Source organism: Flavobacterium fontis (genome assembly GCF_900129405.1).
Lineage (GTDB): Bacteria > Bacteroidota > Bacteroidia > Flavobacteriales > Flavobacteriaceae > Flavobacterium > Flavobacterium fontis.
Genome location: NZ_FQVQ01000001.1, coordinates 140,710 through 162,695, shown reverse-complemented (window position 1 = coordinate 162,695; position 21,986 = coordinate 140,710). Strand labels below are relative to the sequence as shown.

Sequence of the window (21,986 nt, the reverse complement as noted above, 5' to 3'; positions counted from 1 at the left end):
ATGAAAACGTTACTGGATTATTTATTTACGCACCAAACCCTAAGTCGCGAAGCCGCTAAAGAAGCCATGCTTACCCTTACTTCTGGAACAGTCAATCCGACACAAATTGCAGCCTTCATGACTGTTTTTAATATGCGTGCGATTACGTTGCCCGAACTCATTGGATTTCGCGAAGCATTGATCTCCCAATGTGACCGCATTGACCTTTCGGCCTACCACCCTATGGATGTTTGTGGTACAGGCGGTGATGGCAAAAACACCTTTAATATTTCTACCTTAACTGCATTTGTTGTCGCTGGCGCTGGCGTACCCGTAGCCAAACATGGAAACTATGGGGTGTCTTCCATCTCGGGATCTTCCAATGTTTTGGAGGAATTGGGTGTGACTTTCCCCACGGATCCTAAAATCATTGAGGAGCAATTGGCTACTACCAACTTAACCTTTCTGCATGCGCCCTTATTTCATCCGGCTTTAAAAAATGTTGGCGCCATTCGAAAAGAACTTGGCCTTAAAACCTTATTTAACAAACTTGGCCCTTTGGTTAATCCGGCGCAGCCCAAAGTACAAATGACAGGTGTTTTTAATTTAGAATTGGCGCGAATGTACCATTACATTTTACAAGAAGAAGGCGTGCAATACCGCATTCTTTATGGATTAAGCGGTTGTGATGAAATTACCTTAACCGATACGGTGAAAGTCATTCATCCAAAAGGCGAGTCCTTTATTACGGCTGAAAACTTGCACCTGGAACCCGTTGCCTTAGACGCGTTGGATGGTGGAAAAACAGTCGCCGAAGCGGCCCATATTTTTACCCAAATTTTGAAAGGCAAAGGCACCCCTGAACAAAATCGTGTGGTTTGTTCCAATGCGGCGATGGCCTTACTCACCTATTATCCCGAATATACTTTTGAAACGGCTTATCAAATCGCAAACGAATCCCTCCTGAATTTGAAAGCAGCCAATGTACTCAACCAGTTAAAATCAATCGCATGAACCTACTAGATACCATTGTACAAAGTAAAAAGCAAGAAATTGCCTATTTGAAAACCCATTTTTCAAACCGTTTTTTTGAAGAACAACCGTTGTTCAATAGTGCCACGCGATCTTTGAAAAAGAGCATTGAAAACTCAGTTACCGGCGGGATTATTGCCGAATTTAAACGCCAATCCCCCTCAAAAGGTGTCATCCATGCCCATGCCGATGTGGAAGCGATCACTACAGGCTATACTGCTGGACTCGTTGCAGGAATTTCCGTATTGACGGATGCGCCTTTTTTTGGAGCGCAGCCCAACGATTTTGCTGTAGCACGTGCAAACAACCCCATTCCGCTGTTGCGTAAAGATTTCATTTTGGACGAAATCCAACTTTGGGAATCCAAAGCCATGGGGGCCGATGCCATCCTGTTAATTGCCAGAATTTTATCGGGAGAAGCCTTGGAACGTTTAACAGCGGAAGCACATCAATTGGGTCTCGAAGTATTGCTCGAACTGCATCAGGAAGAAGAACTTGAAAAAATCAATCCAGAGTTGGTCGATATGGTGGGGATTAATAACCGCAATCTCAATTCGTTTGAAGTTGCCCTCCATCACAGCATCGCTCTTGGAAAAAAAATTCCCGAAAAATGCCTCAAAATTGCAGAAAGTGGTATTGATGCTGAAGAAACCCTTCGCTATTTACAACAACACGGATTCCATGGTTTTTTAATCGGGGAACAGTTTATGAAACAGGAAAATCCAGCAGAATATTGCCAACAATTTATACACAACTTACGATGAAAATTAAAATATGTGGGCTGTTTGACCCCGCAAATATAGCCGCAGTAGTTACTGAGCAACCAGACCTTGTGGGATTTATTTTTTATCCCAAATCAAAACGGTATGTCGGAACGAATTTCGATCCCAAAGGAATTGCCAATCTCCCAAAATCGACCCAAAAAGTAGGGGTTTTTGTCAATGAAGATCGGGACCACATTATATCTATTCAAACCCAATTCGCCTTCGACTACATTCAGTTGCACGGAGAGGAAACCCCTGAAGATTGCGCCTTTTTGAAAGCAAAAGGAATGCGAATCATCAAAGCGTTTGGTGTAGATGATGGTTTTGATTTTTCACAATTAAGCGATTATCTTCCTTATTGTGACTACTTTTTGTTTGACACGGCAACGCCCAACTATGGGGGAAGCGGACAATCGTTTCCATGGGAAATACTCAACGATTATCCCTTTGACACACCTCTAATATTAAGTGGTGGTTTGGGTGTGGTCGAAGTAAAAACCTTTTTAAATTCTCCAATTCCCAAGGTAGAAATCCTGGATTGTAATAGTAAATTGGAAAAGGAAAATCACCACAAAAATTTGGATTTAGTGGCTGAAGTATTGGCATTAACACGAAAAACAAACTCGGGTATCCAACCCGATGCAGCGGGTTATTATGGCGAATTTGGGGGCGCTTTTGTTCCAGAAATGTTGTATCCCAATGTCAAGGAATTGCAAGATCAGTATTTGTTTCATTTGCACGATCCAGAATTTCAGCGGGAATTTCAAGACTTGTTAAAATCCTATGTAGGTCGTCCTACGCCGCTGTTTTTCTCCAAAAATTTATCAGCGCACTTCGGAGGGAAAATTTACCTGAAACGGGAGGATTTGAATCATACAGGCGCGCACAAAATCAACAATGCTATTGGCCAAGTATTGTTGGCCAAACGATTACAAAAAAAACGCATTATTGCCGAAACCGGTGCGGGACAACACGGTGTTGCTACGGCTACAGCCTGTGCACTATTGGGTATGGAATGTACAATTTATATGGGCGAAATCGACATCCAGCGGCAACAGCCCAATGTGGAACGTATGCGTTTGATGGGAGCAAAAATCGTCCCTGCAACGAGTGGCAGTCGGACCCTCAAAGATGCCACTAACGAAGCCATTCGCGCTTGGATTAACAATCCTGTGGACACCTATTATGTCATTGGTTCGGCCGTAGGACCGCATCCCTATCCCGACATGGTGGCTCGATTTCAATCGGTGATTAGTGAAGAAATTCAGGTGCAATTGAAACAAGAAACCGGTCAAGCAGCACCCGATTATTTAATCGCCTGTTTAGGCGGCGGAAGCAATGCCATTGGTGCTTTTTATCATTTTATTGGAAATCCCAAGACCCAATTGATTGCGGTAGAAGCGGGCGGATTGGGTGTTGATTCAGGAAAAACTGCCGCTACAATTGCTTTAGGGAAAAAAGGGATTATTCATGGGAGTAAGACCTTTTTAATTCAAACCGATGATGGACAAATTGTCGAACCCCATTCCATTTCGGCGGGATTGGATTATCCGGGAATTGGTCCTGTACATGCGCATTTGAGTGCCACGGGACTAGCCAAAGTGGTTTCTGTCACCGATGAAGAAGCCGTGGCAGCAGCCTTGCAATTGGCACGGTTGGATGGTATTTTACCGGCCCTTGAATCGGCGCATGCATTGGCTTACTTACCGAAGATGCAATTACAACCCGACGAAATTGTAGTCGTGAATTTATCCGGTCGCGGCGATAAAGATTTAGCCACATTAATACCCTTTCTAGCACATGAAAAATAGACTTCAAACCCTGATGGAAAAGGGATCAAAACCCTTACTTTCCATTTATTATACGGCAGGCTTTCCAACGCTTGACGCGACTATCCCTTTGGCCGAATTTTTGGAACAACAAGGCGTGGACAGTCTCGAGATTGGCTTCCCGTTTTCTGATCCCCTGGCGGACGGCCCTTTAATTCAAGCGAGCAGCTCGCAAGCCATTGAAAATGGAATGACACTCTCCGTTTTATTTGAGCAATTAAAGAACTTACGCGATCGAGTAACGATTCCTGTGGTGTTGATGGGGTATTTGAATCCGGTATTGCAAATGGGAGAAATTGCTTTTTTGGAAGCATGTGCCCAAGTAGGTGTCGATGGTGTATTGCTCCCCGATTTGCCCTTAGATTATTTTGAAAAAAACTTGAAAATTCACTACGAGCGCTTGGGTATCGCTCCGATTTTCCTGATTACACCCGAAACCGCTGAAGCGCGCATTCGCGAGATCGATCGGTTGAGTGAAGGATTTATGTATCAAGTTGCCTCCAATAGCATTACGGGAAGTGAAGCAAGTTTGACTGCACAAACAGCCTATTTTGAACGAATTGCTGCGATGCAGTTGCGAAATCCATGTTTAATCGGATTTGGTATTCACAATCGGGAAACTTTTGAGTTGGCCACAACCTACAGTCGGGGTGCCATAGTGGGGAGTGCTTTCATCAAACAGTTGCAAGCGCAAGAAGGGGATTGGGAAAAACTCGTTCCTTTTTTGAATCAATTTCGAAATAAAGAACTGATTCTTTAGGATTTCCTTTTCATTTGTGTTGTAAATTTTGATTTATCTTTGTACTGCTGAAAAGCCAATTACATTAATTTCAAATTAAACGATTATGTATCCAGAAGAAATGGTAAACCCCATGCGTGCGGAATTGACAGACGCTGGTTTTCAAAACTTATATACTGCCGATGCGGTAGAAAATGCAATTAAACAAAACGGAACCACGTTGGTGGTGGTGAACTCTGTTTGTGGTTGTGCGGCTCGTAATGCCCGTCCAGGAGCAAAAATGAGTTTGGATGGCGACAAAAAACCCGATCATTTGATTACGGTTTTTGCAGGTGTTGATCGCGAAGCGGTGGATGCGGCACGTCAACACATGTTCCCATTCCCTCCTTCTTCGCCAAGTATGGCATTGTTCAAAGACGGGGAATTGGTTCACATGTTGGAACGTCACCACATTGAAGGGCGTCCGGCTGAGATGATTGCTGAAAACTTAAAAGATGCTTACAGCGAATTCTGCTAAGCGACTAAAAAATTAAAAACAACCCTCAATGCTTCACCGTTGGGGGTTTTTTTATGGAAAATAAGGAGCTATATCTAAACAATTTGTACTTTTGATACTATCAAATGATACTATGGAAAACGGATTTCCATTTTCAAAAAGGGCTTCTTTATAGCACTTCGCGCAAGGGATAGGAGCGAAAATCCTTTTGGGTTTCCCAAAAGATTGTAGCGGATAGCCCGACCCTTTAGGGATGCGCCCAAAGTTGGAAAATTCAAATAAAACAATACCTTTGCCCTCGAATTCCGCCATTGTGAATTCGTTTAACTCCCTTAATACGTTTATAGCATGCAACTGTACAACACATTAAGCGCAGAGGAAAGAGCTCAATTAATCGAAGAAGCGGGTCAACAACGGTTGACATTATCTTTCTATGCGTACGCCAAAATCGAAAACCCTCAACAATTTCGCGACGATTTATTTTTAGCCTGGAATGCCCTTGATGCGCTCGGTCGTATTTATGTGGCTCACGAAGGAATTAATGCGCAGATGAGTGTTCCTGCCGAACATTTTGAGGCCTTTCGGGAAACCTTAGAAGCTTATGATTTTATGCGTGGGATTCGGTTGAATGTGGCCGTGGAGCACGATGATTTCTCGTTTTTGAAGTTGACGATAAAAGTGAGACACAAAATTGTAGCCGACGGACTCAACGACGCTACTTTTGATGTAACCAATAAAGGTGTGCACTTGAATGCCCGTGAATTCAATGCGATTTTGGACGATCCGAATACGATAGTGGTCGATTTCCGCAATCATTATGAGAGTGAAGTGGGCCATTTTAAAGGTGCGATTACGCCTGATGTGGAAACCTTTCGCGAATCGTTGCCGATTATCAACGAGCAATTAAAAGATTTTAAAGAAAGTAAAAACCTGGTGATGTATTGCACGGGCGGTATTCGTTGTGAAAAAGCGAGTGCGTACTACAAGCATCAAGGTTTTAAAAATGTATTCCAGTTGGAAGGCGGCATTATTAACTACGCCAAACAAATCAAAGAAGAAGGACTGGAAAGTAAATTCATCGGAAAGAACTTTGTGTTTGACCATCGTTTGGGCGAGCGCATCACCGATGATATTATCGCACAATGTCACCAATGCGGGAAACCGTGTGACGATCATACTAATTGCGTAAACGACGGCTGTCACTTGTTATTTATTCAATGTGAAGAATGCAAGGCTGCGATGGAAAATTGTTGTTCGCAAGAATGCCTGGACATCATTCACCTTCCTTTGGCAGAGCAAGTAAAATTGCGCAAAGGAATCCAAGTGGGCAACAAAGTCTTCCGCAAAGGGAAATCGGAAAAACTAAAATTCAAGCATTCGGGGGAATTACCGGAAGTACCGCTCGCTAAAGCGACAACGGACATTCGCCAAAAAATTAGCCCGAAACGTCGGGTGAAAAAAACACTTTTGGGCAAAGTGGCGCATTACTACGTAAAAGCCGGTATCGGTTTGGTAGAAATGCAAAATGGCGCACTGCAAAAAGGTGATCGCCTCCTTATTGTAGGACCGACCACGGGCGAAATGGAACTCACGCTGGAAACCCTTCACGTCAATGGAGTGTTGGGCGACAAAGCGCAGGCGGGCGACAAAGTCACGTTTGCAGTTCCGTCACGGGTACGCTTATCCGACAAAGTGTATTTGATTTTAAATTAAAAAAATAGCTTACTTTTTCGCCTGATTTCGCTGGAAGTCAGGCGATTTTGTTTTCCACAGCTTCCCCCTTTTTTGCATTTTCCATAATTGAAAAAATACTATCTTTACCAACAAATCGTTTAGGGTAAACGTAGTCGATGGATTACTGTCGACGATCAATATATATTTTCTTATGGCATGTACAAACTGTTCCTGTGGTTCGTCAAAAAGTGACGGAGCCAAAGGATGTGGAAATAATGGCACTTGCGGCGCCAATAGCTGCAACAAACTTACAGTATTTGATTGGTTAGCCAACATGAGTTTGCCTTCTGGGGAAGCTCCATTTGACTGTGTGGAAGTTCGTTTCAAAAACGGGCGTAAAGAATTTTACCGCAACACAGAAAAACTAACGTTAAGCATCGGCGACATTGTAGCTACGGAGGCGTCTCCGGGGCATGATGTAGGTATTGTGACCTTGACGGGGGAGTTGGTTAAAATTCAAATGAAAAAAAAGGGGGTCGATCACCATTCGGCAGAGGTGCTAAAAGTGTACCGAAAAGCATCCCAAAAAGACATTGATATTTGGAGTGCCGCCCGCGATCGCGAGGAGCCGATGAAGGTTCGCGCGCGTGAATTGGCGATTCGTCTGAATTTGGAAATGAAAATTTCGGATATTGAATTCCAAGGCGACGGTTCCAAAGCAACATTTTACTATACCGCTAGTGATCGCGTGGATTTCCGTCAATTGATTAAGGATTACGCTTCGGAGTTTAAGATTCGTATCGAAATGAAGCAAGTCGGTTTTCGTCAAGAGGCTTCGCGCTTGGGGGGCATTGGCTCTTGTGGACGCGAATTATGTTGTTCGACCTGGTTGACCGATTTCCGCAGTGTGAATACTTCGGCGGCACGCTACCAACAATTGTCGTTGAACCCGCAGAAATTGGCTGGACAGTGTGGTAAATTGAAATGTTGTCTTAATTTTGAATTGGACACCTACATGGATGCTTTGCGTGACTTCCCTGATTACGAAACCAAATTGAAAACGGAAAAAGGCGATGCGGTTTGTCAAAAACAAGATATTTTCAAAGGGTTGATGTGGTATGCCTATACCGATAATTTTGCGGCTTGGCATGTGTTGAGTACCGAACAAGTGAAAGAAATTATTGCCTTGAATAAAGAGGGCGGGCTCGCAACATCCTTAGAAGATTACACCGTTGAAGTAGAGCAAGAAGTTGAAAAAACATACAATAATGTGGTCGGTCAAGAAAGCATCACCCGATTTGACCAACCCAAAAAGAAAAATCGTAGCAAGAGCAAAAATCGAAATAAAGGAAAAGGCCGAGAAGGTGCTGTAGTAGAAGGCCAACCCCGTGCGGTGAGTCCGGATAAAAACGCAGGGCAACGCAACACGCAGCCGCAACGCAACCCCCAAAACCGTCCGGCGCAACAACAGGGCCAGCCTAAAGACAGTTCTGCACCTCAAACACAAGGGCAACCCAATACTGGCGAACAACGCGCAAACAATCGGAACAAACGGAACAAAAAACGTCCCGGAAACAGAAATCGTGGCAATTCGAATGAGAGCAAAAACAATGAAGGTACGAACTAGTTTACTCTTTTTAGGGCTATTGATATGTTGCGCGTCGTGCGACAAAAACGGTGTATTTGACGAATACAAATCGGTGGGCAATGCATGGCACAAAGACAGTATTGTGCATTTCAATTTACCGAAGTTGGAGGCAGATAAAAAATACAACTTGTTTTTAAATATCCGCGACAACAAAGACTATCCGTTTGACAATCTTTTTGTGATTGTTTCACTCGAACAACCCAATCGAAAAGTGTTGGTAGACACCCTAGAATACAAAATGGCACATCCCGATGGAAGTTTGATGGGCGATGGTTTTAGCGATGTCAAAGAAAATAAGCTTTTTTACAAAGAGAAGTTCACTTTTGATCAAAAAGGAAACTATAAAGTACATATTCAACATGCCTTACGAGAAACGGGAAAAGTCCCCGGCGTTGAGCGTTTAAACGGCATTACGGAAGTTGGATTTAGAATAGAAACGACCGAATAATTATGGCAAATCAATCCCCGAAACCCCAGCCTGTCACAAAAGACATCAAGTACTACCAAAAAAAGTTTTGGCGTTTGTTTTTTTACACACTAGGGAGTGTATTCTTGTTTTTTCTTTTTGCCTCGTGGGGCCTTTTTGGTGCCATGCCTTCTTTTGAAGACTTGGAGAATCCAAACTCCAACTTAGCCACAGAAATCATTTCAAGCGATGGCGTGGTGTTGGGGAAATTTTACAATGAAAACCGAACGGCTGTAAAATACAAAGACCTCCCAAAACATTTAGTAGATGCCTTGGTGTCCACAGAAGATGAACGTTTTTACGAGCATTCGGGTATCGATGCCAAGCGAACTTTTGGCGCAGCGGCACGATTGGGAGCCAACGGAGGAGCCAGTACGATTACCCAACAGTTGGCCAAGTTATTGTTTCATGGTGAAGGGTCTAAATTTTTACCATTCCGTGTGGTTCAAAAAGCCAAAGAATGGATCATTGCTGTACGTTTAGAGCGCCAGTATACCAAAGATGAAATCATCGCTTTGTACTTTAATCAAGTCGATTTTGTGAACGGTGCCGTGGGTATTCGTTCGGCTGCAAAAGTCTATTTTAACAAAGAACCCAAAGACCTTACCATCAACGAAAGTGCTACACTGGTAGGGATGCTTACCAATCCGTCGCGATTCAACCCAAAACGTTTTCCTGAGCGCTCTTTAAAACGAAGAAATGTGGTATTGGGGCAAATGGTTCGCAATAAAAAACTCGAAACTGCGGCGAAAAATCTATTGGAAAAACAGCCCATCAAACTCGATTTTCGTCCCGAAAGTCACTACGAAGGCTTAGCTACCTATTTTCGTGAATACCTTCGGGATTATATGAAAAATTGGGTGAAAGAACACAAACGTGACGATGAAGAATATGACATTTACGGCGACGGGTTAAAAATCTACACCACACTCGACTCCAAAATGCAGGAACATGCCGAAGAGGCCGTTCGGGAGCACATGAAAAATTTACAAGAGGAATTCTTTTTACAACAAAAAGAAAACAAAAATGCGCCATTTGTGAACATCACTCCCGCCGAAACCGACAAAATCATCAACCAAGCCATGCGTAATTCCGAACGTTGGCGTATCCTGAAAGCTGATGAAAAAACGGATGAGGAAATTATAGCTTCGTTCAAGAAAAAAACCAAAATGACCATCTTTACCTGGCAGGGAGAACGTGATACCCTAATGACACCTTTGGATTCTATTCGGTATTACAAACATTTCTTGCAAGCCGGTATGATGGCGATGGAACCCCAAACAGGGCACATCAAAGCTTGGGTGGGCGGTATCAATTACAAATATTTTCAATACGACCACGTAGGGCAAGGCGCCCGCCAAGTGGGTTCGACCTTCAAGCCCTTTGTCTATGCTACAGCCATCGAACAATTGGGCATGTCGCCTTGTGATACCATCATCGACGGGCCGTTTATGATTCGAAAAGGAAAACACAATGTGACCGAGGATTGGGAACCGCGCAACTCCGACCACCAATACCGAGGCATGGTGACCTTGAAGAAAGCGCTGGCCTATTCCATCAATACCGTATCGGCGAAGTTGATTGACAAAACCGGTCCCGAACCTGTAGTTGAACTCACCAAAAAACTAGGCGTAACCACCGAAATCCCCATGCAACCCTCGATTGCGCTGGGGGCAGTAGATATTACCGTACAAGATATGGTGGCGGCCTATTCAACCTTTGCCAATCAAGGGGTTTACATCAAACCGCAATTTATCCAACGTATCGAAGATAAAAATGGGGCTGTAATTTACGAACCCGTCCCTGAATCACACGATGTGTTAAATAAAGACATTGCATTTGCGGTAATCAAATTATTAGAAGGCGTAACCGATGAAGGTTCGGGTGTGCGTTTACGAACCCAATCCGGCGGTAGTGGCGACACGCGTTGGACGGGATATCCCTACATGTTTACGAACCCTATTGCGGGGAAAACAGGAACTTCACAAAATCAATCCGATGGTTGGTTTATTGGAATGGTACCCAACTTAGCCACCGGCGTTTGGGTAGGTTGTGAAGACCGATCGGCCCGTTTCAAAAGCATCACCTACGGTCAAGGAGCAACAGCAGCCTTACCGATTTGGGGGTACTTTATGGAAAAATGCTACGAAGATCCCGACTTACAAGTCTCCAAAGACGAATTCATAAAACCCGAAGGATTCAATATCAAAGTGGACTGTTGGAGTCCGCGTAGTTCTTCAACACCCGATGATTCCACCGCTGTGGATCCTGTTGACGATCAAAACTTGGATGAATTTAATGGGATTTAATTAGGAGCTATTTCCTGCTGTCCGCTGTATCCCTCCACTTCGTTACGGGGATGCCGCTTCCATCAGGGCTAAATACCAAATCCTGCTCAAAATTGGGCAGGATTTTTTTATGGCGCTTTCCCCCATTCTTGGGCTTTATTTCCTAAATTTACGCCACAAACCAACGATTTTTCTTCATGATTAATAAAAAAGTAAACTCGGTTACCGAAGCCCTTCAAGGCATCGAAGACGGCATGACGATCATGTTGGGCGGCTTCGGACTTTGTGGTATTCCCGAGAATAGTATTGCCGAATTGGTACAAAAAGGAACAACCAACCTGACTTGTATTTCCAACAATGCGGGCGTGGACGATTTTGGCCTTGGACTGTTGCTTCAAAAACGCCAAATCAAAAAAATGATTTCGTCCTATGTAGGTGAAAATGCCGAATTTGAACGTCAAATGTTGTCGGGCGAACTCGAAGTCGAACTCACTCCTCAAGGTACTCTTGCCGAAAAATGCCGTGCCGCACAAGCCGGAATTCCAGCCTTCTTCACGCCAGCAGGCTACGGTACGGAAGTGGCAGAAGGTAAAGAAACCCGTGAATTCAACGGGAAAATGCACGTTATGGAATTGGCCTACAAAGCCGATTTTTCCATCGTAAAGGCTTGGAAGGGCGACGAAGCGGGGAACCTTATTTTCAAAGGAACCGCCCGAAACTTTAATGCCGTCATGGCTGGAGGGGCCAAAATCACCATCGCAGAAGTGGAAGAATTAGTCCCCGCGGGAACCCTTGACCCCAACGAAATTCATATTCCAGGCATCATGGTACAACGTATTTTCCAAGGTGAAAAATTTGAAAAACGAATTGAACAACGAACGGTTAGGCAGAAATAATTAGCCAATGTGACAATACGGCAATGAGACAATACTAGTGAAATTGACTCATTGACACATCGACTCATCGACTCATTGACACATTGACACATCGACACATCAACTATGGCTTTAGATAAAAACCAAATTGCAAAACGCATTGCAAAAGAAGTACAAGACGGCTATTACGTGAATCTCGGCATTGGGATTCCAACCCTAGTCGCAAACTATGTTCGCACCGATATTTCGGTCGAATTTCAATCGGAGAACGGCGTACTCGGTATGGGTCCGTTTCCCTTTGAAGGCGAAGAAGATGCCGACATCATCAACGCAGGTAAACAAACCATCACGACCTTACCGGGGGCGAGTTTCTTTGACTCGGCTTTCAGTTTCGGAATGATTCGCGCACAAAAAGTGGACTTAACCATTTTGGGTGCCATGGAAGTAGCCGAAAACGGAGATATTGCCAACTGGAAAATCCCAGGTAAAATGGTAAAAGGAATGGGGGGCGCGATGGACTTGGTGGCCTCTGCCGAAAACATCATTGTCGCTATGATGCACGTGAACAAGGCAGGGGAAAGTAAGATTTTGAAAAAATGTACCTTACCCCTAACCGGTGTCGGCTGTGTGAAAAAAGTCGTAACTGAATTGGCTGTACTGGAAGTCACTCCCAACGGTTTCAAATTGTTGGAACGCGCTCCCGGCGTAAGCGTAGATGAAATCATTCAAGCGACCGAAGCGGAATTAATCATTGATGGCGAAGTGCCGGAGATGGTTTTTTAATTAGTCAATATGCCGATGAGTCAATGTACCAATTAGTTTATTGACACATCGGCACATTGCCTCATTGCCTCATTGACACATTGCCTCATTGACACATTGACACATTAAACATATAAGCCATGATAACATTTCAAGAGAAATACAAAGAGAATTTAATTCTTCTTAAATCATTTGGATTTGCAAAAAAAATAGTCCAATACTGTACCATTTTAGAAGAAAATAAAAAATATGTAATTGCCAACCAATTGCTAAAATCAGGAACTTCTATTGGTGCTAATATTAAAGAGGCCCAAAATTCTGAAAGTAAAGCAGATTTTATCCATAAAATGAAAATTGCAATGAAAGAAGCAGATGAAACTGAATTTTGGTTATTTCTTTGCAACGAATTGGAGAACTATCCAAATACAGAGGAATTATTGTCTGAAGTATTTGATATTTTAAAAATCACAAATAAAATAATTTCAACTAGCAAAAAGATGAGCCAATGAGGCAATTAGCTAGTATGCCAATTAATAATTGAAGGAATTGGCACATCGACAGATTTTCACATTGACAAATTAAATTGACACATTGTCTCATTGCCTAATTGACACATTACTATGCTTCCAAAAGTTATTTTAAAAAAAGGAAAAGAAAAATCCATTCAACGCCGCCATCCTTGGGTGTTTAGCGGGGCGATTTATGGTGTAACCCAAGAATTGAACGACGGCGAACTCGTGGATGTAGTCGATGCGCACAACGAACATTTAGGCACGGGTTATTTCAGTGATAAAGGCAGTATCTCGGTGCGCTTACTCACGTTTGGTGCCGAACCTTTTACTCCGGATTTTTGGAAAGAAAAACTCCAAGCTGCATGGGCAATGCGATTACAGATTTTGGATTTCACCCAAACCAATGCCTTTCGTGTGATTCACGGCGAAGGCGATGGAATTCCCGGACTCATCATCGATTTTTACCACAACCATTGGGTTATTCAAGCGCATTCCACCGGAATTTTCCAAGCGATGGAAGCCATTGCACAGGCCATCCAACAGGCATTTCCCGAACATTGTGAAACCATCTATTGCAAAAGTAGCGGTACCTTACCCCAAACGGGAACGGATTATTTCCTATTCGGGAATACCCCCGAAACTATCGCTCAAGAAAACGGCATTTCCTTTCATGTAAACTGGGTCGAAGGACAGAAAACCGGATTTTTCTTGGACCAACGCGACAACCGTAAATTATTGGGTTCTTTTTCCAAAGACAAAAAAGTACTCAATACCTTTTGCTATACGGGCGGTTTCTCTATCTATGCGATGGAAGCCGGCGCTGAATTGGTTACTTCTGTCGATATTTCCCAAAAAGCGGTGGATCTCGCTTCCCGAAATATGGAATTGAATTTTCCGGGAGCCAACCATACCGCAGTTGCATCTGATGTTTTTGAGTTTATGCGCAGTCACCACCAACATTACGACGTAATTGTCTTGGATCCGCCGGCCTTTGCTAAAAGTATTAAAAGTAAACACACCGCGACGCAAGCCTACAAACGCTTGAATGTGGCCGGACTCAAAGCGCTAGCACCCAAAGGCATTTTGTTTACCTTCTCTTGCTCGCAAGTGATTGACGATGTGTTGTTTTACAATACCGTTGCCGCCGCCGCTATCGAGTCGGGACGCACCATTCGCGTGTTGCACAAACTCACCCAAGGTCCTGATCACCCCACCAACATTTACCATCCCGAAGGGCATTATTTAAAAGGATTGGTACTATATGTCGAATAGACAACCCAACTACTTAGGCACAACTACGATTCGATTTTAAAGATAAAAATATATGATTTTAGGGTTGCGCTAGCAATATTTTATAATTTTTTAGGGTTTAAAGCATAATTTACTACATTTGTAGTATGATATCAAGAACGCTAACTCAAAATATAGTAGCCGATTACAATTATAAAAAAGTGATTGTTGTTGTTGGCCCTCGACAAGTTGGAAAAACGACGCTGATTGAAAAAATCGTTACTGGGAAAAAAACACTTTTTTTAAATGGTGATGACCCACAAACACGATTACAATTTGCACAAGCTAATTTCCAATTTTTACTTCAATGGGTAAACGATTATGATACCATTGTCATTGATGAAGCGCAACGAATTGAGAATGTCGGTTTGGCCATAAAAATGTTAGTTGATGCGAAATTAAACAAGCAATTTATACTTACAGGGTCGTCTTCATTGGATTTGGGCAATCAAATAAATGAACCCCTTACGGGAAGAAAATGGGAACATCAACTGTTTCCATTATCGTGGAATGAAGTTAGAAATCATTATACATTTGCCAATGCTTATGCCCGATTAGAAGAATTTCTAATCTACGGAATGTATCCTGAAGTAGTTACAGAGCAAAACAAACAAAAGATATTACTGCAACTTTCGAGCAGTTATTTGTATCAAGACATCTTGGAATTGGTTAACATCAAAAAGCCTGATTTACTATTAAAATTATTAAATGCATTGGCTTTACAACTCGGAAGTGAGGTTTCCTACAACGAATTGGCAAAAATCTTGGGCGTAGATCGCATGACTGTTGTGAATTATATTGATTTGTTAGAAAAAGTATATGTCATCTTTAGATTGCATCCTTTTTCGACAAACCAACGGAATGAAATCACTGCAAAACCAAAAATATATTTTTATGATAATGGCATACGAAATGCTATCATCGGTCAATTTAATCCATTGCAAAGCAGGCAAGACGTTGGCGCTTTGTTTGAAAACTTTTTTATTAGTGAAAAAATGAAGCAGCTAAAATACAATGGATTTTATGGTAAAACACATTATTGGAGAAACGCACAGCAAGCAGAGATTGATTTTATCGAAATTATTGAAAATGAGATTTCCGCCTATGAAATAAAATTCAATCCCCTAAAAAAAGTAAAATTCACAAAGTCTTTTACTGAAAAATATCACCCAAAAAATACACATGTCGTGCATCGCGACAATTTTTGGGAATACTTGCTGTAAAAGTTATTACGCTGTCTGCAAAACATTTACACCAAAAAAAACCTGTACATCTTTTCAATATACAGGCTTCTTTCTTCTTGTTTCTTTTCTCTTTTTTCTAAAATCAATGGCTCAATGCCGCAAAGAAATCGTTTCCTTTATCATCGGTAATGATGAATGCTGGGAAGTCTTTGACCTCGATTTTGCGTACGGCTTCCATGCCCAATTCTTCGAAATCAACTACCTCAACGGATAGGATATTTTCTTTGGCAAGAATCGCCGCCGGACCACCAATGGAGCCCAAATAGAAGCCGCCGTAGGTTTTGCAAGCGTTCATGACTTCTTTGCCGCGGTTTCCTTTGGCCAACATGATCATGCTGCCGCCGTGTTTTTGGAATTCTTCCACATACACATCCATGCGCCCTGCGGTTGTCGGACCAAAACTTCCCGATGGCATACCTTGTGGGGTTTTCGCCGGACCCGCATAATAAACAGGATGGTTTTTGAAATATTCGGGCATCGGCTGACCGGCATCCAACAATTCTTTGATTTTAGCGTGGGCGATGTCGCGGGCCACAATCAAGGTTCCGTTTAATTTCAAGCGGGTTTTGATGGGGTATTGCGACAACTCGGCCAAAACTTCTTTCATGGGTCGGTTCAAATTCACTACCACCGGTTCTTCCAAATGCGGTGCTGTTGCAGGTAAATATTGCGCGGGATTGCTTTCTAATTGCTCTAGGTAAATCCCGTCTTTGGTAATTTTTCCTTTGATATTTCGGTCGGCCGAACACGAAACGCCCATGCCCACAGGACACGAAGCAGCGTGGCGCGGTAAACGAATCACACGCACATCATGGGTTAAGTATTTTCCACCAAATTGAGCACCGATGGAACTCTCTTGACAGATTTGTTGCACGCGGGCTTCCCACTCCAAATCACGGAAGGCTTGACCGGCCATGTTCCCCGAAGTTGGTAAATTATCGTAATAGCCGGCAGAGGCTTTTTTCACGGCGGCTAAATTGGCTTCAGCCGAAGTTCCGCCAATGACAATGGCCAAGTGGTAAGGTGGACAAGCGGAAGTTCCCAGATCCATGATTTTTTCTCGGATAAACTCTTCCAGCGACTTTTCATTCAATAACGATTTAGTCTTTTGATATAAAAAGGTTTTGTTGGCCGAACCACCCCCTTTTGCTAAAAATAAAAACTCGTACGAACTTCCTTTTTTCGCATAAATATCGATTTGCGCGGGCAAGTTGGAACCTGAATTTTTCTCCTCAAACATCGTTATTGGCACAATTTGAGAGTAGCGTAAGTTGCGGTTTTGGTAGGTGTTGAAAATGCCACGGGAAAGCCATTCAGCGTCATCGGCACCGGTGTAGACATTTTCCCCTTTTTTGGCCATAACAATCGCGGTTCCTGTATCTTGACACGAAGGCAATTCGCCGCTTACGGCCACTACTGCATTTTGCAATAAGTTATAAGCTACGAAACGGTCGTTGTCGGTAGCTTCGGGATCGTCGATAATGTTGCGTAATTTTTGCAAATGCGACGAACGCAACATAAACGATACGTCTTTCATCGCTTCTTCTGCCAATAATTCTAAGCCTTTGGGATCGACGGAAAGAATTTCACGGTCGCCCAATTTTTCGACGTTCACATAATCGGAAGTCAATTTTTTATAAGGTGTATCGTCTTTTAAAATCGGATACGGATCTTGGTATAAAAAGTCCATTTTGTGTTGGTGTTTTAGAAAGGTAAAAGTACGAAAATGCGCTGAAGCTTCCTATTGAATCCCGGGATTATGTTCAATTTAACATGGTTCTAAATTTGACGTATTCCGCTTTGGAACTGGAATTATCGTACGAAAAACCAACTCGCCACCATAATCGCGGTAACCACACAAATCAAATCTACCAATAACATGGTTGCCAAGGTGTAGCGGGTGTTTTTAATATTGACCGAGCCAAAGTACACCGCAATCACGTAAAAGGTAGTTTCGGCGCTGCATTGGAAAATACATACCAAGCGACCGGTGAACGAATCGGGACCGAAGTTTTGCATCGCATCAATCATAAATCCGCGGGAACCGCCCGAACTGAACGGACGCAGCATGGCCACGGGAAGCGAATCGGTAATGTCTTTGGCAATCCCGATTTGTGAAAATCCGATAGCAATCCAACGGCTTATGATTTCAAACAAACCGCTATTTCGGAAGAAGGAAATAGCCACCAACATCGCAAGGACATAAGGAAAAATTTTCACCCCCGTTTGGATTCCATTTCGTGAACCCTCGACAAAGGCGTCAAAAATGGTGGTCTCTTTTTCGGTGAATTTTTTTTCATGAATAAACGAAAAGATAAGCGTGGCTCCAATAATGGCAACCAACATAAGTCCGGACAAATTGGCGGTAAAGAAACTTTTTCCAATCAAATCCAAACCGTTGATATAGAATAAAAGTCCGACAATCGCCGCCACCACAGACATAATGGCAACGAGTAGCGTCGCACTGAAAAAGTTGATGCGCTGGCGAATCCCCACAATAATGAGCGCCGCAATAGTACCGATAAAAGAGGTGATGATACACGGCAACATCACATCGGCGGGATTGGTTGCGTTTTGAGCGGCACGATAGCCAATAATCGAGGTAGGAATCAGGGTAAGTCCGGCCGCATGCAAACACATAAACATGATTTGAGCGTCACTGGCTTTGTCTTTTTCGGGATTAATTTCTTGCAAGGATTGCATGGCTTTCAACCCAAAAGGTGTGGCAGCCGAATCGAGTCCGAGGAAATTGGCGGCAAAATTCAAGGTCATATAAGATATCGACTCGTGGTTTTTGGGAACGGAAGGGAAAACTTTGGCAAAAACAGGAGAGAGCCATTTTGCTATTTTCTCGGAGGCTCCAGAAACAATGAGCAATTCCATAAGACCGCAGAAAAAAGCCAAATAGGCAATCAACGGCAGAATAATATCCATCAACGTGTTTTTGCACGTGGGTAGCAATCCATCCGATTTTTGTACTCCTGAATAGAGTTTAACGGTTTTACTTTTGTACACATAGGTTGTATCTGGATTCAAAGTATCTCGGTCAATCACTATGGTTTTTTCGGGAGCTTTTTCGATGCTATCGCGAATGAACGAAGGCGTGTCGTTCAAGTACCGCTCAGAAATCAATATCGGATCGTCTTTTTTACCATTCAAAATGGAATCAATAGTATAGGTGTCTCCCGAAAAAAGAGCAAAAACAGTAAAGGCTATGGAAGCTATAAAAATGGTCAACCAAAATCTACTAAGTACCATGTGTTGTAATTTTTTTCAAAATACGGATAAATCTTTGATGTAAAAAAATATCTGTACAATGGATTCCTTTTTGCTAAAAAAATCATATATATAATTAAATAATACAACTTGTTTAATGTTAAAACACTAGCAGGTTTGTTATATTTGCCGAAATTAACCAACAAACTGAAATGCTTCTAGCTATGAAAAAAACCTTCATTGCTCTGGTTGTCCTCCTTGGTGGACTTAATGTATATGGTCAAACGCCCCAGGATGTAGCTGCGATTACGGCTACTTACAACATGGATAAGTTAAAAGAGCGACAAGAATATTACCGCCGTCTTCAAGCTTCTGAAAAAGAGAAAGCGATTACTGTAGCAAAAATTAATGGTTGGCCTTTAACAATTGAAGGGCCCAACGGATCGTTTTCCGAATTAATGAAACTTACGCCAGATGGATATCCGATGTATTTCAGCACGGATAATGTGGCAGCGGCTCGTGCTACACGTGCAAATTTCTTACACACTGGAGGCGCCATGGGCTTAAACTTAAATGGTGAAACTATGGTAGCCCGTGTATGGGATGGGGGTGGTGTTCGCACGACTCACAATGCTTTTGGGAACCGAGTAACTGTGGTTGATGATCCTGCAGGAAGTACGATTCTTCATGCTACACACGTGACAGGAACCATGGTCGCTTCGGCCAATCCAGCAAGTGTGAAAGGGATGGCGCCCGCAGCAACAGCGCGAACCTTCAACTGGACCGATGATATTAGTGAAGCAATTTCTGAGATTCAATTGGGTATGTTGGTTTCCAATCATTCTTATGGTGTTCCTATTTCCTCTGGAGGGAACGCAATTCCGGGATGGATTGTGGGTGCATACATTACCGATTCATTTGCATGGGATGAAGTGGCCTACAATGCGCCCTACTACCTTCAAGTAGCCTCCGCTGGAAATGAAGGTACTTCAAACGCAAATTCTGATCCTTTGTTTTTTGGTTTTGATAAATTAACCACAAACAAAACTTGTAAAAATAATTTAGTCGTAGCGAATTGCGAGGATGTAACAGTTAATGCTACTACAGGAGCTGCGGGCACTATCACAATTAACAGCTCAAGTAGTCAAGGGCCTACAGATGATTTCCGTATTAAACCGGATATAACTGGAAATGGTTCAGGTTTAACCTCTACGAGTAATGCAAGTAATGGTGCTGTTTCAACATTATCGGGCACCTCTATGGCGTCTCCAAATGTGGCAGGAACTCTTTTGCTTTTACAACAACACTATAAAAATTTATACAACACCTTTATGCGTGCGTCTACCTTGAAAGGGTTGGCTTGTCATACGGCCGATGATGCGGGTAATGTAGGTCCTGATGCTGTTTTCGGTTGGGGGTTACTCAATGCTAAACGCGCGGTTGAAACCTTAAACGGCAATGGCTTAACCGCTTGGGTGTCGGAAGAAAATCTAAACCAAGGCCAAACGTTTTCGATGACTGTAAATGCGAGTGGAACAACGCCTTTGGTCGCTTCTATAACATGGACCGATTTGCCCGGAAATATGAATACAAGTACTACGCCCAATGAATTCATCAAAGCTTTAGTCAACGACTTGGATATTCGTATCACGCGTAATGAAACAACATTCTTTCCTTGGAAATTGACCCCAAATCCTAACAATCCTGCGGTAAGAACGGGTGACAATGATGTGGATAATGTGGAGTTGGTTCGCATTGATACACCTGCTGCAGGACAATACACCATTACCATTTCGCACAAAGGAACTTTAGTAACAGGAAGTCAAAAATATTCGCTAATCATCACAGGATTAAGTTCAACATTTGCCCTCAATTCAACCAGTGGTGACCAATTGTTGTGTGCCAATGAAAATGCGACGTATACCTTCAATTACACGCAGTCTGGCGGAGGAACAACCTCGTTTTCAGCTAGTGGATTGCCCGCAGGTGCATCAGCCTCTTTTAATCCCCCAAGCCGAAATACTTCTGGAACAGTTACAATGACCGTAACGGGCCTAGCCAATGTAACCCCAGGGGAATACTTTGTGGGAATTACAGGAAACAATGGAACAGAGACTGAAACACGTTTTAAAACCTTACGTATTTTTAATGCGAGTTTACAACCCTTAACGTTAAATAGCCCTTCCAACGGACAAACGGGATTATCGACTTCAGCGGTATTGCGTTGGAACGCCAACAGCAATGCTGAAACGTATACCGTACAAGCTTCTACGGACAGCAGTTTTAGCACATTAGCCGTAAATGAAACAACCACATTAAACCGATTTACGGTGACCGGTTTACAGCAATCAACGCGTTATTTTTGGCGAATTATTCCCTCCAACCGTTGTGGCACAGGCGTAGCGGCAACTGCAACTGTATTCAGTTTTGATACAGGTGTTATTAGTTGTGATCAATCCTTTGAAGCAACTGATTACTCTAACGCCTTTATCGATTCGGTGGCTAATTCAAGTGCTAGTGTACCCTTGACCATTACAGGAGGCTACACCATTGGCGACATAAATGTGAACGTAAATATTACCCATACGTACATTCAAGACATGACGCTTACCTTACAAGGTCCTGCTTCTATTGGTAGTCCAAGTATTGTATTGATGCGCGAGGCATGTGGCGATAATGACAATATGGATTGTACCTATGATGACGATGGAAATGACCCCGTGTGTAGTGGAAATCCATCACTCACCGGTTTGGTGGCTCCGTTTGACAGTTTGAGCGCTCTTAACTCCTTACCCGCCGACGGTGAATGGGTATTAAACATTAGTGACCCATGGAATGGTGATGGGGGAACAGTAAACAATTTCAGTATCGACCTTTGTCGTGTTTCACCAGCATTGTCTACTCCTGAAGTTAGTTTAGCTCAAGTTCGCGTATTCCCCAACCCGACCAACGACCTGATCAACGTATTGATTCCAAACAGTGTGGAACGCACGCAAGTTCGTCTCTACGATTTACAAGGACGCGAAGTGGGACAAAAAGAAACCCATGATGAATTGGCGCGCTTGAATGTGCAACATTTGTCGGAAGGCGTTTACTTAGTACGTATCGAAAATAGTTTAGGAACTATTTCACAACGTGTTGTCATTAAACGATAATTTGAAAAAAACCGATC

Annotated in this window: 17 protein-coding genes; 15 read left to right on the top strand and 2 right to left on the bottom strand. The window is 42.9% G+C overall.

The annotated features are described in order from the left end of the window. From trpD to BUC17_RS00690, 14 genes are all read left to right on the top strand, one after another. Nucleotides 1-993 (top strand): anthranilate phosphoribosyltransferase, encoded by a 993-nt coding sequence (gene trpD / locus BUC17_RS00760; RefSeq protein WP_073360444.1) that lies wholly within the window; start codon nt 1-3, stop codon nt 991-993. Beyond that, the gene (locus BUC17_RS00755; protein ID WP_073360442.1) at nt 990-1,775 is read left to right on the top strand and encodes an indole-3-glycerol phosphate synthase TrpC; all 786 of its coding nucleotides are present in this window, start codon (nt 990-992) and stop codon (nt 1,773-1,775) included. Before trpD ends, BUC17_RS00755 begins: the two co-directional genes overlap by 4 nt. Then, on the top strand, nt 1,772-3,586 hold the full coding sequence (trpB, locus tag BUC17_RS00750; protein WP_073360440.1) for a tryptophan synthase subunit beta: 1,815 nt from the start codon (nt 1,772-1,774) through the stop codon (nt 3,584-3,586). The genes BUC17_RS00755 and trpB overlap by 4 nt, the downstream gene beginning before the upstream one ends. Next, nucleotides 3,576-4,364, top strand: a complete 789-nt coding sequence (gene trpA / locus BUC17_RS00745) for a tryptophan synthase subunit alpha (RefSeq protein WP_073360438.1) — start codon at nt 3,576-3,578, stop codon at nt 4,362-4,364. The genes trpB and trpA overlap by 11 nt, the downstream gene beginning before the upstream one ends. Nucleotides 4,365-4,449: 85 nt before the next feature. Beyond that, nucleotides 4,450-4,860 (top strand): BrxA/BrxB family bacilliredoxin, encoded by a 411-nt coding sequence (locus BUC17_RS00740; RefSeq protein ID WP_073360436.1) that lies wholly within the window; start codon nt 4,450-4,452, stop codon nt 4,858-4,860. 327 nt (nt 4,861-5,187) lie between these two features. Next, nucleotides 5,188-6,552 (top strand): oxygen-dependent tRNA uridine(34) hydroxylase TrhO, encoded by a 1,365-nt coding sequence (gene trhO, locus BUC17_RS00730; protein ID WP_073360432.1) that lies wholly within the window; start codon nt 5,188-5,190, stop codon nt 6,550-6,552. Between the two features lie 172 nt (nt 6,553-6,724). Then, nucleotides 6,725-8,140, top strand: coding sequence for a PSP1 domain-containing protein (locus BUC17_RS00725; protein WP_073360430.1), 1,416 nt, complete (start codon nt 6,725-6,727; stop codon nt 8,138-8,140). Beyond that, the gene (locus tag BUC17_RS00720; protein WP_073360428.1) at nt 8,124-8,609 is read left to right on the top strand and encodes a gliding motility lipoprotein GldH; all 486 of its coding nucleotides are present in this window, start codon (nt 8,124-8,126) and stop codon (nt 8,607-8,609) included. The genes BUC17_RS00725 and BUC17_RS00720 overlap by 17 nt, the downstream gene beginning before the upstream one ends. Nucleotides 8,610-8,611: 2 nt before the next feature. After that, nucleotides 8,612-10,936: a penicillin-binding protein 1A gene (locus tag BUC17_RS00715; RefSeq protein ID WP_073360426.1), complete on the top strand. Its 2,325-nt coding sequence runs from the start codon at nt 8,612-8,614 to the stop codon at nt 10,934-10,936. Nucleotides 10,937-11,112: 176 nt separating this feature from the next. Further along, on the top strand, nt 11,113-11,811 hold the full coding sequence (locus BUC17_RS00710; protein WP_073360424.1) for a CoA transferase subunit A: 699 nt from the start codon (nt 11,113-11,115) through the stop codon (nt 11,809-11,811). Nucleotides 11,812-11,916: 105 nt separating this feature from the next. After that, nucleotides 11,917-12,573, top strand: coding sequence for a CoA transferase subunit B (locus BUC17_RS00705; RefSeq protein ID WP_073360422.1), 657 nt, complete (start codon nt 11,917-11,919; stop codon nt 12,571-12,573). A 119-nt stretch (nt 12,574-12,692) separates the two neighbouring features. Next, nucleotides 12,693-13,061 carry a four helix bundle protein gene (locus tag BUC17_RS00700; RefSeq protein WP_073360420.1) on the top strand — a complete coding sequence of 123 codons (369 nt, stop codon included), beginning with the start codon at nt 12,693-12,695 and terminating at the stop codon, nt 13,059-13,061. 111 nt (nt 13,062-13,172) lie between these two features. Beyond that, on the top strand, nt 13,173-14,336 hold the full coding sequence (locus tag BUC17_RS00695; protein ID WP_073360418.1) for a class I SAM-dependent rRNA methyltransferase: 1,164 nt from the start codon (nt 13,173-13,175) through the stop codon (nt 14,334-14,336). A 125-nt stretch (nt 14,337-14,461) separates the two neighbouring features. Continuing rightward, on the top strand, nt 14,462-15,577 hold the full coding sequence (locus tag BUC17_RS00690) for an ATP-binding protein (RefSeq protein WP_073360417.1): 1,116 nt from the start codon (nt 14,462-14,464) through the stop codon (nt 15,575-15,577). A 103-nt stretch (nt 15,578-15,680) separates the two neighbouring features. On the opposite strand, the gene BUC17_RS00685 is transcribed toward BUC17_RS00690, so the two are convergent. Further along, nucleotides 15,681-17,288: a fumarate hydratase gene (locus tag BUC17_RS00685; protein ID WP_073360415.1), complete on the bottom strand. Its 1,608-nt coding sequence runs from the start codon at nt 17,286-17,288 to the stop codon at nt 15,681-15,683. A gap of 122 nt (nt 17,289-17,410) precedes the next feature. Beyond that, nucleotides 17,411-18,856: a nucleoside recognition domain-containing protein gene (locus BUC17_RS00680; RefSeq protein ID WP_073360413.1), complete on the bottom strand. Its 1,446-nt coding sequence runs from the start codon at nt 18,854-18,856 to the stop codon at nt 17,411-17,413. A gap of 182 nt (nt 18,857-19,038) precedes the next feature. Between BUC17_RS00680 and BUC17_RS00675 the strand changes: the two genes are divergently transcribed. Next, nucleotides 19,039-21,969, top strand: coding sequence for a S8 family serine peptidase (locus BUC17_RS00675; RefSeq protein WP_073360411.1), 2,931 nt, complete (start codon nt 19,039-19,041; stop codon nt 21,967-21,969). Nucleotides 21,970-21,986 lie beyond the last annotated feature (17 nt).